At 60.5% G+C, this 13,640-nt stretch carries 13 protein-coding genes; 11 read left to right on the forward strand and 2 right to left on the reverse strand.

What is annotated here, in order from left to right; genetic code table 11:
- Nucleotides 1-392: 392 nt before the first annotated feature.
- On the reverse strand, nt 393-1,091 hold the full coding sequence (locus tag FHR70_RS18805; RefSeq protein WP_183453416.1) for an IS6 family transposase: 699 nt from the start codon (nt 1,089-1,091) through the stop codon (nt 393-395).
- An 89-nt stretch (nt 1,092-1,180) separates the two neighbouring features.
- Here FHR70_RS18805 and FHR70_RS18810 point away from each other — a divergent pair, with 89 nt between their 5' ends.
- The 3 genes from FHR70_RS18810 (at nt 1,181) to FHR70_RS18820 (ending at nt 3,968) form a co-directional block, all read left to right on the forward strand.
- Nucleotides 1,181-2,272, forward strand: a complete 1,092-nt coding sequence (locus FHR70_RS18810) for a peptidase dimerization domain-containing protein (protein WP_246408295.1) — start codon at nt 1,181-1,183, stop codon at nt 2,270-2,272.
- 470 nt (nt 2,273-2,742) lie between these two features.
- Nucleotides 2,743-3,375: a tyrosine-type recombinase/integrase gene (locus FHR70_RS18815; protein WP_183453065.1), complete on the forward strand. Its 633-nt coding sequence runs from the start codon at nt 2,743-2,745 to the stop codon at nt 3,373-3,375.
- A 377-nt stretch (nt 3,376-3,752) separates the two neighbouring features.
- Nucleotides 3,753-3,968 carry a hypothetical protein gene (locus FHR70_RS18820; protein ID WP_183453067.1) on the forward strand — a complete coding sequence of 72 codons (216 nt, stop codon included), beginning with the start codon at nt 3,753-3,755 and terminating at the stop codon, nt 3,966-3,968.
- 198 nt (nt 3,969-4,166) lie between these two features.
- Here the strand turns inward: FHR70_RS18820 and FHR70_RS18825 are convergent, their stop codons facing one another.
- The gene (locus FHR70_RS18825; RefSeq protein ID WP_246408296.1) at nt 4,167-5,156 is read right to left on the reverse strand and encodes a LysR family transcriptional regulator; all 990 of its coding nucleotides are present in this window, start codon (nt 5,154-5,156) and stop codon (nt 4,167-4,169) included.
- Nucleotides 5,157-5,180: 24 nt separating this feature from the next.
- On the opposite strand from FHR70_RS18825, the gene FHR70_RS18830 reads away from it, so the two are divergent.
- The 8 genes from FHR70_RS18830 to FHR70_RS18865 all read left to right on the forward strand — a co-directional run bounded on the left by FHR70_RS18830 (nt 5,181) and on the right by FHR70_RS18865 (nt 13,621).
- Nucleotides 5,181-6,383, forward strand: a complete 1,203-nt coding sequence (locus FHR70_RS18830) for an aminotransferase class I/II-fold pyridoxal phosphate-dependent enzyme (RefSeq protein WP_183453069.1) — start codon at nt 5,181-5,183, stop codon at nt 6,381-6,383.
- 40 nt (nt 6,384-6,423) lie between these two features.
- Complete coding sequence (locus FHR70_RS18835) at nt 6,424-7,056, forward strand: RraA family protein (protein ID WP_183453071.1); 633 nt, start codon at nt 6,424-6,426, stop codon at nt 7,054-7,056.
- A gap of 57 nt (nt 7,057-7,113) precedes the next feature.
- Entirely contained in the window at nt 7,114-7,947 is an 834-nt protein-coding gene (locus FHR70_RS18840; RefSeq protein ID WP_183453073.1) for an ABC transporter substrate-binding protein, read from the forward strand.
- Between the two features lie 66 nt (nt 7,948-8,013).
- On the forward strand, nt 8,014-8,712 hold the full coding sequence (locus tag FHR70_RS18845; protein WP_183453075.1) for an amino acid ABC transporter permease: 699 nt from the start codon (nt 8,014-8,016) through the stop codon (nt 8,710-8,712).
- Between the two features lie 2 nt (nt 8,713-8,714).
- Nucleotides 8,715-9,461 (forward strand): amino acid ABC transporter permease, encoded by a 747-nt coding sequence (locus FHR70_RS18850; RefSeq protein ID WP_183453076.1) that lies wholly within the window; start codon nt 8,715-8,717, stop codon nt 9,459-9,461.
- On the forward strand, nt 9,458-10,186 hold the full coding sequence (locus FHR70_RS18855; RefSeq protein ID WP_183453078.1) for an amino acid ABC transporter ATP-binding protein: 729 nt from the start codon (nt 9,458-9,460) through the stop codon (nt 10,184-10,186). Before FHR70_RS18850 ends, FHR70_RS18855 begins: the two co-directional genes overlap by 4 nt.
- Before the next feature lie 316 nt (nt 10,187-10,502).
- Entirely contained in the window at nt 10,503-11,258 is a 756-nt protein-coding gene (locus tag FHR70_RS18860; protein WP_183453080.1) for an alpha/beta fold hydrolase, read from the forward strand.
- Between the two features lie 617 nt (nt 11,259-11,875).
- Nucleotides 11,876-13,621 (forward strand): adenylate/guanylate cyclase domain-containing protein, encoded by a 1,746-nt coding sequence (locus tag FHR70_RS18865; RefSeq protein ID WP_183453082.1) that lies wholly within the window; start codon nt 11,876-11,878, stop codon nt 13,619-13,621.
- Nucleotides 13,622-13,640 lie beyond the last annotated feature (19 nt).

Below are 13,640 nucleotides of genomic sequence, written 5' to 3' on the forward strand. Positions count from 1 at the left end.
ACGTACAGTACCAGCGCACACACAGCAGGATGATCTCAACCGGAAAGCGACGGCGCTTGAACAGAGACACGGGAGCGGATCCTTGATGAACCGCTCCTCGCTATACGGCCGAGGTTAATGCAACATGGGGTTATTCCGGGCCTGGTGCCCTTCGACGGCAAACTGAGGTCTGATGCGATCAGGCCGAAAGTGGAAGCCAACGGAGAGTATCCTCATGAAGCAATATGTTGGGTTGGATGTATCGCTGGAGCAGACGGCCGTCTGCATCATCGATGAGCATGGGAAGGCGCTCTGGCGTGGCAAATGTGCCTCGACGCCGGAAGCCATTGCAGCAGGGTTGCGTCGCAAATTTCGAGCAAGGACAGGAAGACGGCCGAAGCTCCGTCACAGGGTCAGGCAGCAAGCAGATCGAACTGCTCTGCCAGTGAAGGCTGCGGCTTGCAGGCATACTTCGCCTGTCCTTTCCGCATCATGTGAACCATCTCAATGCCGCTCAAGATCGTCCGAGCAGACGCCATCGACTTAAACCCGAGCATCGGACGAATGCGCCGTTTGACGGCGCGATGATCCTGTTCAATGCGGTTATTGAGATATTGGCTCTGCCGGATCCGGATCGGCTTCAACTGGCGTCTTGACCGATCCTGGAGCCGGTGTTCCGTATCGCAGGACAGGACCGCTTCACGATTGGTCTGACTGCCGTCGATCACAATCCGCTCCGGCCGGCCATGCCGCTTAAGCGCTTTGCGCAGGAAACGCTTAGCCGCAGCGAGATTGCGCCTCTCGCTGAACCAGAACTCGACCGTATCGCCGTTGCTGTCGACCGCGCGATAGAGATACATCCAACGCCCGCGGACTTTGATGTACGTCTCGTCCATCTGCCACCTCCCGGTGACGGCTCTCTTACGCCGATTGAACTGATCGAGCAGTTCGGGCGAATAGCGCACGATCCATCTGTGAATGGTCGCATGATCGACTGAGATACCGCGCTCGGCCATCATCTCTTCCAAGTTCCGGAGGCTCAGGCCGTAAGCGAGATACCACCGGACACACAGCAGGATTACCGAGCGATCGAAATGGCGGCCTTTGAACATCATAATCCTCCGGAGCTTGCCGGACGCGTAGGCCGAACTCAGTTACTGAACAGTTTGCGACAGTTCCGGAGAAGATCCCCGGGACCATCATGCTCTGGCCGGGCGTGGCCGAGGAGCTTCTCGGGGGCAAGGCCTACATGGTCCGCGACGGCGTGTTCAACGGCGTGGACGCGGTTCTCTTCACCCATGTCGGCAACAATCTCGAGACCACCTGGGGCCAGCCCCGCGGCACGGGCATGGTCTCCGTCGAGTACACGTACAGCGGCGAGTCCGCCCACTCCGCCTCGGCTCCCTGGCGGGGACGCAGCGCACTCGACGGCGTCGAGCTCATGAACATCGGCTGGAACATGCGCCGTGAGCACCTGCGCCCTGAGCAGCGCTCGCACTACGTCATCCCGGACGGGGGTGACCAGCCCAACGTCGTGCCGTCGGTCGCGAGCGTCTGGTACTTCATCCGCGAGCAGGACTTTGCGAATATCCGCAAGAACTTCGACATCGCCAACACCATCTCGGAAGCCGCGGCGAAGATGACGGACACCACCGTCACCCGAAAGGTGATCGGCACGGCGGCGCCCCGTCACTTCAACAAGCCGATCGCTGAGGCTGCCTATGCCAACATCCAGCAGGTTGGGCTGCCGCAATGGACCGAGGACGAGCAGGCCTTCGCCAAGGCCGTGCAGCGCACGGTCAAGGACAAGGAGGAAGGGCTTGCCGTCGAACTGAAGAAGCTCGAACCGCCGCTGGAGAAGCCGGAGAGCGGCGGCTCTGATGACATCGGCGACATCTCCTGGACGGTCCCGACGATCACGCTGAACTACCCGTCCAACATCCCCAACCTGCCGGGGCACCACTGGGCGAACGCTATGTCGATGGCGACGCCCATTGCTCACAAGGGCATCGTCGCCGGGGCGAAGGTGATGGCGATGACGACCATCGACCTGCTGTCCAAGCCGGAGCTTCTGGTGCAGGCCAAGGGGTACTTCGCCAACGAGCAGCAGAAGAACCAGAAGTACGTCCCGATGATCTCGGCGGAGGACAAGCCGCAGATCCATCTCAACGCCGACATCATGGCCAGATACCGGCCCGAGATGAAGAAGTACTACTATGACCCGTCCAAGCACGCGACGTACCTGGACCAGCTAGGGATCAAGTTCCCGGTTCTTGAGAAACCGAAGAACTGAAACTCGCAACCGCACCGAGGCCTCTACACGAGGAGCAATGATGCGATCGGCGGCGGTCTCCGGAGACCGCCGTCACACCCTCACCCAGATGTACGAATTCTTCTTGAAAAGCCGAGACAGGCCGCAGCAGCCACACATATTCCAACCTGAACAACAAAGGTCGGTAAAGGGTCGAGGCTGGGTCAAAACGCGGAAGGGTCTCTCCGTAAAGCAATTTAATTTCCCGCAAAGCCTAATAGACCGGAAGATCCTCGGTGCACGAGCGTCGACTTGTACAAATAGTTCGTCGAGACTGAGGGTGTTCGAGTTTTGACACAGCCTCGGTCACGAGCAGGAGATCAGTGCAAAGAGCGGGACGTCGGACTTACCCTGGTAAGCTGACAAAGACTCTCCGGAGGAACACCAAGTCTGGGTTTCGTCGGCAGAACAGCCGAGGTTCATTGCGGGGGCTTCGCTTCAGGAGCACTGCAATGCAAAGATCTATCGCTGACCATACTGGCCGAACCAACGCCCCTTGGAACCGGGGCAAGCTGATCGGACCCAAGCCGCCTTTGAAAGCCAAGGAAATCTGGTCCATTCGGGTCAGGCTCCAGGTTGCCAATTCCACCCGGGATTTGGCCCTGTTCAACCTCGCTCTCGATAGCAAGCTGCGCGCCTGTGACCTGGTTGCGCTCCGGGTCGATGATGTGGCGCTCAATGGGCGGGTACGGTCCCGCGCCACTGTCATGCAGCGGAAGACAGGCCGACCCGTCCAGTTCGAGATCACCGAGCAGACCCGCGAAGCTGTGGGACGCTGGCTCGAGAAGAAGGGCCTGCATAAAGGCGAGCCGCTATTCCCGAGCCGGATCAATCGGCAGAGGTCGATGACAACGCGCCAGTACGCCCGCCTGCTGGCATCCTGGCTCCGTGCCATAGGCCTCGATCCTCTCGCCTACGGCACCCATTCCCTACGGCGAACCAAAGCATCGATGATCTATCGGAGAACGGGCAACCTCCGAGCCGTCCAGCTCCTGCTGGGGCACAGCAAGATTGAGAGCACCGTGCGGTATCTTGGGATTGACGTCGACGATGCCCTTCTAATCGCGGAGCAGGTTGAGATCTAAGCGCCTGAGGCGGCCTCCCGACGAGCCGCCTCAGAGCTATTTCGTGTCAGGGAACAAGGTCCGGACCTGAGGCTCAAGCAGCCACAAGACAACCGACCGGCGCGTCCCAAATTGAGCCGTTTGGCATGGCCTTATCAAGGTCCGCTTGCCCTATACCTGCGGAAGTCCGGCTTTCGTCAGCCCTGTGCCATTTCCAGACCTTCAGCAGTTGGCGAATTCCAATCCACTCAGGCACGCATGAACGCCAGATGCCTGAACTTGGTTCTACAAACCTTCGGGCTGTCCCCACATTCCACAAACGCCGAACAAAGCACGAACATTTCGGTAGTGTCCCAGCCTTGGAATCAGTAACCTCGCTCTCCATGATGGAGGTGACAATGACTGACCAGACACAGACCGTATTCGACACGGACGAGATGAACGCTCAAGTCATAGCCGTGATCGAAGCTTGCGAAGGTGACCCGAAACTAGCGATCAGGGCCCTCCTCGTCGAGCAGGAGATCCTGGAGCAGCGGATCGCGCGTTTGGCATCGGCACTCTCGTTCGGATACGTCCGCGGCCGAACCGGCATCAATCCACGGCATCCCGGCTGACGTGCCGCCCCGCCCCGGAGGTCCGATCACATGCAGCATGGTCATTAGGGACGGTCCCGGCGCATGATGACCAGTGATATCGCCAGCAAGCTGCTCGCGGCCCTGCGCCCTACCCGGCATCTTCTCACCCGGGCGTTGGCCCACATCCTGATCGGCTGTGCGGAGTACTGACTTCGGCGCGGCGTCAACAGGCGATGGTTATGGTTTCGCGAGGCCCTCCGAGAAATCGCAAAGCTCCCGCATTAGCTCCGCGAGCGCCCCGATGAACTGCGAGGGATGATCTTGCCGAAAAATGGCTAGGTATGGAATCTCAGGCAGCAGTGGCTTCGTATCGATGATCCTCAGCCTTCCATCGTCGATCAGGTGCTTAAAGCAGAGCCGTGGCAAGTGGCTGATGCCGAGACCGGATACCGTCATGCCAACAACTGCCATCAAGCTGTCCGTGATCAAAACGCGTTCAAATACGAGCCGCTCGGACAGGAGCCACTTGGCCAGGTGAGATCCCGCTCCGGAACGGCCTCCCTGCAGCAGCAGCGGATAAGATACTAGCTCCTGCACGGGAAGAACCCGGCTTTGTCCTGTAAAGCCCGGCTTTTCCATCCACCCGAAGTCGACCTTCGCCAAGTGGACTGTTTTCACGTTAGGTTCGTTGAATACATCGGGACAGACAATGATATCAAGCTGGCCGCTCTGAAGGCTCTCATACAGCGTGCGACTGCTTGAGACTTCAAGATCGATTGTGATGCCCGGGTACCTTTCTTGAATTGCGAAGATCAGCTGAGGCAGCCAAGTGATGGCGGTCAGCTCGGTGACGCCGATCCGCACCCGGCGCTGGATCCTCGCGCGACTGCCGGACTTGATCGCTGCGACCTCATCCCGAAGCTCGAGCATCTTGCGCGCGATCTCGAGTACTTCCTCGCCACGTTGCGTTAGCTTTGAACCGCGCTGGGACCGATCAAAAAGCGCGAAGCCGACGGTAGCCTCTAGCTCGTTCATGCGCTTCGAAATTGCTGACTGAGTTGTGTTGAGTCTGGCAGCAGCACGTTCGAACGTTCCGAGCTGAGCGACCCAGACCAGTGCTTCAACTTGCCGGAGCGAGAGCATTATCATGCCAAAAAGTGATGGATCGACATGATTTAATATCTCTTTTTTCAATAATTGGTCAACACTAGCCTGACGTTCGTCCAAGTCCTTCTGAGGGGGAGACGTGAGATGACGATCGGGCTTGCGGAACGCGTGATCGCGTTAAAACCTTCGGCAAGCATTGGTGCCAAGCAGAAGGTCCTGGAACTGCAGGCCACAGGCAAGACGGTCATCGACCTCACCATCGGCGAACCCGACCTGGATACGCCAGCCCACATCGTCAGTGCGGCCACGTCGGCCGCGGAAGGCGGGGACACGCACTACACCGTTCCGATGGGTACGCCGGCTCTCCGCAAGGCGATCATCGAGAAACTCAGACGAGACAACACCCTGGACTACGCCTTGAACGAGGTGATCGTCGGCGTCGGCGCCAAGCAGCTCATATACGAGGCCTTCGCCGCGACCCTGAACAAGGGCGACGAGGTAATCGTCCCGGCACCTTACTGGGTCAGCTACCCCGACATCGCCACGATCCACGACGGCAGGCCTATTATCGTGCCCTGTCCGGAAGGGAACGGCTTCAAGCTCACGCCGGAGGCCTTGAGGACTGCTATCTCGCCCCGGACGAAGTGGCTGGTGCTCAACTCACCGAACAACCCAACGGGCGCGGTCTACTCCCGAGAGGACTTGTCGGCGCTGGCGGAGGTGCTGCGCGGGTCGCCTCACGTGTCGGTCATGACCGACGAGATCTACGAGCACCTCACCTACGAAGGAAAGGCTCTGAGCCTGGGCGAGGTGGCGCCGGACCTGAAGGACCGTCTCCTGATCATAAACGGCGTGAGCAAGGCCTATGCGATGACGGGCTGGCGCATCGGCTACGCGGCCGGTCCGGCCGCTCTGATCGCCGCCATGAACAAGCTGATCGGCCAGAGCACGTCGTGTGCGAGTTCCGTGAGCCAGGCGGCTGCGGCCGCTGCCCTTTCCGGCGACCAAGCCTGTGTGGCAGAGGCGACCAAGACATTCCGGAAGCGCCGCGACCGCATGTTCGAGCTGCTGGACGGGACTCCCGGCATGGACATCCGCAAGCCGGAAGGGGCGTTCTACTTCTATCCGTCCGTCGCCGGACTCATCGGGAAATGCACGCCCGACGGCAAGGTTCTGACGTCCGACCTCGATGTGTCTCTCTATCTGCTCGACGGCGCCCATGTGGCTGTCCTCGACGGCGGCGCCTATGGCATGTCTCCCTACCTTCGGATGTCGTTCGGCGGAGCGATGGAAGACATAGAGGCCGGCTGCCGGGCCATCCGCAAGGCCTGCGAGGCGCTCGTTTAGGACAGGTGGTCCGACGCAATTCCGAAACAAGAGGACAACGATGTCGACAGCTGCAGTCCACGATGATCTTTCCGATGCGTTGCTGTCCGAGTTCCGCACAGCGGCGACGGCGGTGATCAGTGACAATCTTGAGCGCCTGCCGGGCGCGGTCGGCCTGCATCCGTTCCATCGCGTCGCCGGCACGATGGTCGGCCGGGCGCTTACCGTCAAAGTCGCCGCAGGCGACAACCTCTTCATCCACAAGGCACTGGACCTAGCTCAACCGGGCGATGTTGTCGTGGTGGACGGCGGAGGCGAGACGTCCCGTGCGCTCATCGGTGAAATCATGGTTGCGATCGCCAAGAGCCGGAAGCTCGCTGGCTTCGTGATCGATGGCGCCATCCGCGACAGCGACACCATAGGTCGCGACGATTTCCCTGTCTTCGCGCGCGCGGCCATCCACCGGGGGCCATACAAGCACGGTCCGGGAGCTATCGGAGAATCGGTCTGCATCGGCGGAATGGTTATCAACCCAGGCGACATCGTCGTGGGTGATGCCGACGGGGTGGTCGCGTTCCCGGTAACGGCAGCCGGCGAGCTCCTCCAGGCGGTCCGCATCCAGGAGCGCAAGGAAGAAGAAATGCTTCGGCAGATCGCCGAAGGAACTTATGTTGGAGCCTACGCAAGGGCCTGACAACTGTAGGCTTTCAGCCTGTCTAAGCCGAAATGACAACGTGAGGGAGATGCAACAATGAAACTCAAGTGCTTCACCATTGCCCTAATGGCCACGGCGCTGTCCGTCGCCACCGCCGCCGCCGACCAGCTGGCCGACATCAAGTCCCGCGGCACGCTGATCTGCGGAACGCTGGGAACGGCCGAGCCGTTCAGCTTTGCCAATCCCAGCACCCGCGAGATCGTCGGCTACGACATCGACCTCTGCAAGGCGATTGCCGATGACATCGGCGTGAAGCTGCAGATGAAGCCGATGTCGGTCGAGGCGCGCATTCCCGAGCTCGTTCAGGCACGCGTCGATGTCCTTGCCGGAAACCTCGGCTACACGCCTGAGCGCGCCCAGCAGATCGCCTATACCACGGCGTATTTCGTCAGCCTTCAGAAGCTTCTCGTGAAGGCCGATTCCGACTTCTCCAAAATCGACGATCTTGCGAAAAGCCGGATCAGCGCGCCCAAAGGGTCAAGCTCCGAACGTTATGTGCGTGAGGCTCTCCCCCAGGCGACGCTGCTGACCTTCCAGGATCCGCCATCGGCGTTCATGGCGCTTGCTCAATCGAAGGTTGATGCAATGATCCTGTCCGAGATCAACGCGGAGAAGTTCGTCGCGCAGACCGGCCAGAAGTTCAAGTTCATCGACCAGCCCGTGGCGGAAGAGTTCTGGGGCCTCGGCATTCGCAAGAACGAGCCAGCTCTTCTGGAGCAGGTGAACGCGACGCTGAAGCGCCTTGAGCAGAGCGGCGAAGGGCAGAAGATCTTCGACAAATGGCTTGGCGAAACGACCGCCTACAAAATGAAGAAGCCGTTCAAGTTCGACAAGGCTGTCAGCGATCCGGTCCTGCGCCCGGCGTCTTGATACAGGTATCGTGAGCGTCAGTTCCCGGTCCTGTGACCGGGGACTGACTGCATCCAGAGGATCGCCATGGGCTATGAGTTCGATTTCTCGGCCGTCCTAACAGACCAGTACATCGACTGGCTCCTGGCGGGTCTTCGTGTCACGCTGCTGCTGACGGCTGGCGCATGGGCGCTTTCATTCGTCGTAGGCACAGCCTTGGCGGTCCTGAGGGCGACGGGTTTCCGGCCCGCTGTCTGGTTCGTTTCCACCTTCGTCGAGATCCACCAGAACATCCCGCTACTCGTGCAGATCCTGTTCTGGTACTTCGCCATGCCGGAGATTCTTCCGGAATCGTGGCGTGAATGGCTGAACCGCAACAACAGCGAGTTCATTCTCGCGATGATTGCAATCGCACTCTGTCACGCCGCCTACATCTCCGAGGCGCTCCGGAGCGGTCTCCGTGCGGTGCCGGTAACGCAATACGAGGCTGGGCGCTCGTTCGGCTTCAACTACATTCAGACGATGGCGTACATCGTGGTGCCGCAGGCCCTCCGGCTATCGATACCGCCGTTGGTCAATCACTCGCTCCTGCTCTTCAAGAATACTTCGATCGCAATCGCGATCGGCGTTCATGAACTGACCTACCAGACGCGTCAGATCGACAGCGACACGTTCCGGACCTTCGAGATATTCCTGGTCGCGACGGTCCTCTACCTCGTTCTCTCCTTCATCATCATGGCTGTCGGCAACCTTGCCGAACGCCGCCTTGGCATGGGGGTACGGTAACCATGCTGGAGATCATTCAGAACAACTGGATGCTGCTTCTCATCGGCCAGTACCCGAACGGTCCGCTGGGGGGCATCGTCGCGACGCTTCTGCTCGCGATCGCCGGACTTGCACTGGCGTTTCCCGTGGCGGTGCTTCTTGCCGTTGCCCGTATCAGTCCGTTTCGCTGGGTGAGCCTGCCAGCAGCCGCCATCGTTCACGTGGTGCGGGGCACTCCCTTCCTGATGGTCCTCTTCTGGAGCTACTTCGCGCTGCCGGTCCTCATCGGACGGCCGCTCAGCGGCTTCTGGACGCTTGTCGGAGCGCTGGTGCTCTACGAGAGCGCCTATCTGGCCGAGGTCATCCGCGCAGGCATACAGGCGCTGCCGAAGGGGCAGGAAGAGGCGGCTCGCTCGCTGGGCTTCGGCTACTTCCGGACGCTCGCGCTCGTGATCCTGCCGCAGGCGCTCTACAATTCGCTCCCCGCGCTCATCGGCCAGTTTGTCTCGCTGATCAAGGAGACCTCGCTCGGCTATGTGATCTCGGTCAACGAATTCACTTATGCGGCCGCCCAGCTGAACAGTCAGCTCCTTGTCCAGCCTGTGGAAGTCTTCACCATCCTCGCCATCACCTATTTCATTATTTGCTTCACGCTTACGCAATCGGCACGCTGGCTCGAACAGCGTATCGCGCGCAGCCGCCAAGGCAGGCCCGGGAGACGCGAGGCGCAACCCCAGACAGATATTCTGGCCACGGAACCGATGCCATGATCCGCTTCGACAAAGTCAACAAATGGTACGGGCCGGATGTTCAGGTCCTCAATGACATCACCGCCGAGGTCAACAAGGGCGAGGTGGTTGTCCTCTGCGGCCCCTCAGGGTCGGGCAAGACCACGCTCATCCGCACCATCAACCGCCTGGAGCCGATCAACAGCGGAACGATTACGGTCAACGGACAGGAGACCCATGCCAAGTCGGTTGACGTCAACCGTCTGCGCAGGGACATCGGATTCGTCTTCCAGCAGTTCAACCTCTTCCCGCACATGAGCGTGATGGACAACATCACCCTCGCTCCGCGTAAGCTCCGTGGCATGAGCCGCGCCGAGGCCGAAGAAAAGGCGCGGACGTTGCTTGTCCGCGTGGGCCTGGAGGACAAGGCCGGAGCCTATCCCAGCCAGTTGTCCGGCGGGCAGAGCCAACGGGTCGCCATTGCCCGGTCGCTCGCCATGGATCCGCCGATCATCCTGTTCGACGAGCCGACCTCGGCGCTCGATCCGGAAATGGTCGGGGAGGTGCTAGCCGTCATCAAGGGCCTCGCGCACACGGGCATCACCATGATGTGCGTCACGCACGAGATGGGATTTGCACGTGAGGCGGCGGACCGTGTCTGGTTTCTCGATAAAGGCGTCCTTCTGGAAGACGCGAAGCCGGACGCGTTCTTCTCCAGCCCCAGGCATCCGCGCGCGCAACGTTTTCTCGCCGACCTGCGGCACTAGCCGCTCCGATTTGGGCTGCTAGAGCATCGGACCCAAAAGTGGGTCCGATGCTCCACTTGTTGAAGAGTGCATCGTTGAGCACGATGCGCTAGGTACTCAAGCGTACCATAAGCCGTTTGCCCGCGTCTGAATTCTCAGGCTTCTATGGGATCCACCGCCGGGCAGAGAGAACAACCTTATTGCCTTCCTGTTTGGCCTCTCGGCAGCAAAGCCCAAGCGCAGGGTCAGGCTTCATGCCCTTACTCGCCCGAGCGGAAGTTCTGCGGTGTGTGAGGTGTCAGGAATGCGCGTGGTCCGGCAGCAAGGAGAGCATGGGATGGAACGGAGGGTGGAGGGCCGGACGGAGAGCCGCTTGGCCGGTGCCGAACGAGCCGAGTTGATCCTGATCCCTGGCCTGCTCAACGATGCCGAACTCTGGCGCGATCAGGTCAGCGGGCTTTCCGGGATCGCGACGTGCCATGTTGCCGACATCACCGAGGGCCGGACCCTCAGAGAACTCGCCCAGAGCGTGCTGGCCGACGCACCGGCGCGCTTTGCGCTTGCCGGGTTCTCCCTTGGGGGATATGTGGCTCAGGAGATTGCCCGCCTTGCCCCTGACCAGATCACGCGCCTCGCCCTCCTCGATACATCCTTTCGCCCCGATACGCCGGAGCGGCTGGCGGGTCGGCATGCACTCAACAAGGCGGCCCTTGCGCCGGGCAGGTTCCACGGTTTCGGCGATCGCCTTCTGACCACCTACCTCGATCCTTCCCATGTCGCAGATGAGCGGATCGTTGCCACGATAAGGGGGATGACGGAGCGACTCGGCGTGGAGACCTTCGTCCGGCAGAACGGCATCGAACGAAAGGACGGTATTGATGTCCTTCGGTCCCTAACATGCCCCGTCATGATCCTGTGCGGCGAGAACGATCTGGTGACGCCCCTGGCAGACCACGGCGAGATGGCCCGCCTGGTCCCACAGGCGAAGCTGGTCGTCATCCCCGGGAGCGGGCACATGACTCCGCTTGAGAACCCTGCCGCCGTCACCGAGGCACTTCGGGACTGGCTGCTCGAACCGAACCAGGGCCCGTAGTCGGATTTTCCTCTGCCGAGGACGCGCACGGACCTATCGCTGAATCTGGCGGGAAATGCAGCGCCTCGCAATGGTCTGGAATGGGTCACTTGGCGAAATTGCGAACGCCTCGGGAATGTCTGTAGTCCCGTTTGTTAGCAGACCTTCAGTCTAGCTCGCGTATGTGCCATCAGCAGCCCTTCCGCTCCAGGCCCGCAGGGCATTAGATATGCGAGGCGGGCCCGCGGTCCTGAGGGCGGGTTGAGATCGCTTCCTGTCTGCTTTTTCCCAGCGGGCATATATATATAACCTGGAGTATAAACAAAGGGGCATCTCAGACGGCTTCGGGTAGGCGGTCGATGAGCTTATCGAGCGTGAGTGGATAGTCGCGGACCCGAACACTGGCCAACCTGACAGAACCAGCCAGAAAAAGAACACCTGAACGTCTTCTTCGGGTGCAGCCTGTGTGGGAACGCTTTGATCTGCTAGGCTGATCATGGTGAGCGGAGGTCGAGATGAGACGTTTCGTTGATCGTGAGGACCGTCGGCAATCGACCCTGTTTCCTGACTGCCTGGATGACTACTCTGCTTTGCCGCCCTGGCGTCTGTTCGGCGAAACTGGCTGAGGACCATGGATCATGGCCGGGCAGCATCTCCGAATCCACGGTCTCTTCCAAAAGTACTTCCTCGTTCTGTTTCTGGCCGTGGTCATGCCACTCACAACCAATGGCCTCAGTGAGGCTTGGTTCGGCTATCGCGATCAACGGACGAGGCTCGAGCAGCTTCTAGGCGTCGAGGCTAGATCTGCGGGAGCCAAGATCCAGGGCTTCGTTGACGGAATCACTGATCAGCTGGGCTGGCTGGTTCAACTCCCTTGGACCGGAGAACCGGACGAGAGGCGGCGCATCGATGCTCTGCGTCTGCTGCGACAGGTGCCGGCTATCGTCAGTCTAACCCTGATCGACGGCAATGGTCGCGAACGTCTGTATGTCTCGCGCATAGGCCTGAACCGGAACGAGAGCCGGGTGGACCGCTCAGCCGATGTGGCGGTCGCAGGAGCCCGCTCGGCCGGGCTCTGGTACAGTAAGGTAAACTACTATCGAGATTCTGAGCCCTACATGACGATTGCAATGGCCGGCAATCGGCCCTCCGTCGGCGTAGTAGTTGCCGAGGTGAACCTGAAGCTGATCTGGGACGTGATCGCGGCCATCAAAATCGGACAGACAGGCTACGCCTTCGTGCTCGATGAGTTGGGACGGCTTGTCGCTCATCCGGACATCAGCCTTGTGCTGCGGGGTGCCGATGAAACCACACTCGCTCCGTTTCGGGAGGTCTGGGAGGCCGTCAGGCGCGCTGGCGCAGATGTGGCGACGAGCCGGAACGCAAGCGGTATCGCCGTTGCAGCAGCCGCCGCTCCTGTAACAGGCCCTCATTGGACCGTTGTCATCGAGCAGCCTCTCTCCGAAGCTTTCCGTCCGATTTATGCAGCTCTGTGGCGGACGGTCGGGTTCCTTCTCGTCGGTGTCGCCATCGCAGGTCTAATGGCCTATGCTCTCGCCAGCCGGATGATCAAACCAATCCACCTGCTCGAGGAAGGTACCGAACGCATCGGTGCCGGACAGTTCGGTCATCGGATCGACATCAGGACAGGAGACGAGCTTCAGCGGCTGGCCGAAAGCTTCAACGCAATGGCGGCTGGACTCGCAGAATCGCAGGAACGTCAGGAGCGGATTGCCAAACTCAAGCGGTTTCTGGCGCCTCAGGTGGCGGAGTTGGTTGACCGCACCGGCGACGACGACGTGCTCGAAGGCCGCCGAACCGAGGTGGTGACGGTCTTCTGCGATTTGAGGGGCTTCACGGCTTTTTCGGCAAGAGCGACCCCCGAAGAGGTGATGTTCGTCCTGTCGGAGTACTATGATGCTCTGGGCCAGATCATCACAAGGTATGCGGCCACTCTCACGAGCTTTTCGGGTGATGGGCTGATGCTGCTGATCAACGCCCCTGTTTCCGTCGCCGAGCCGGCCCTGCGGGCTGTCGACCTTGCGGTGGAGATGCAGATGAGCGTGCAGAAGCTCATCGTCGGCTGGCAGGAGCGAGGCTACCGGATCGGTTTCGGGATGGGACTTGCCATGGGGCCAGCCACGGTCGGGCGGATCGGCTACGAGAGCCGGTTCGACTACACGGCCATCGGCAGCGTCGTAAACCTCGCCGCCCGCTTGTGTGCGTCGGCTTCGGATCGCGAGATCCTCGCTGATGCAACCGTTGCGGAAGCGGTCAAGGACAAGCACCAAGTCCACCCGATCGGCATGCGCCTGATGAAGGGATATGATGAAGCGTTCCTAGTGTACCGCGTCGCCTTCGCCGAGCGGCCTGAGGCTTCTTGATCGCCCCCTTCCAGAGCTC

Source organism: Microvirga lupini (assembly GCF_014191055.1).
Classification (GTDB): domain Bacteria; phylum Pseudomonadota; class Alphaproteobacteria; order Rhizobiales; family Beijerinckiaceae; genus Microvirga; species Microvirga lupini_A.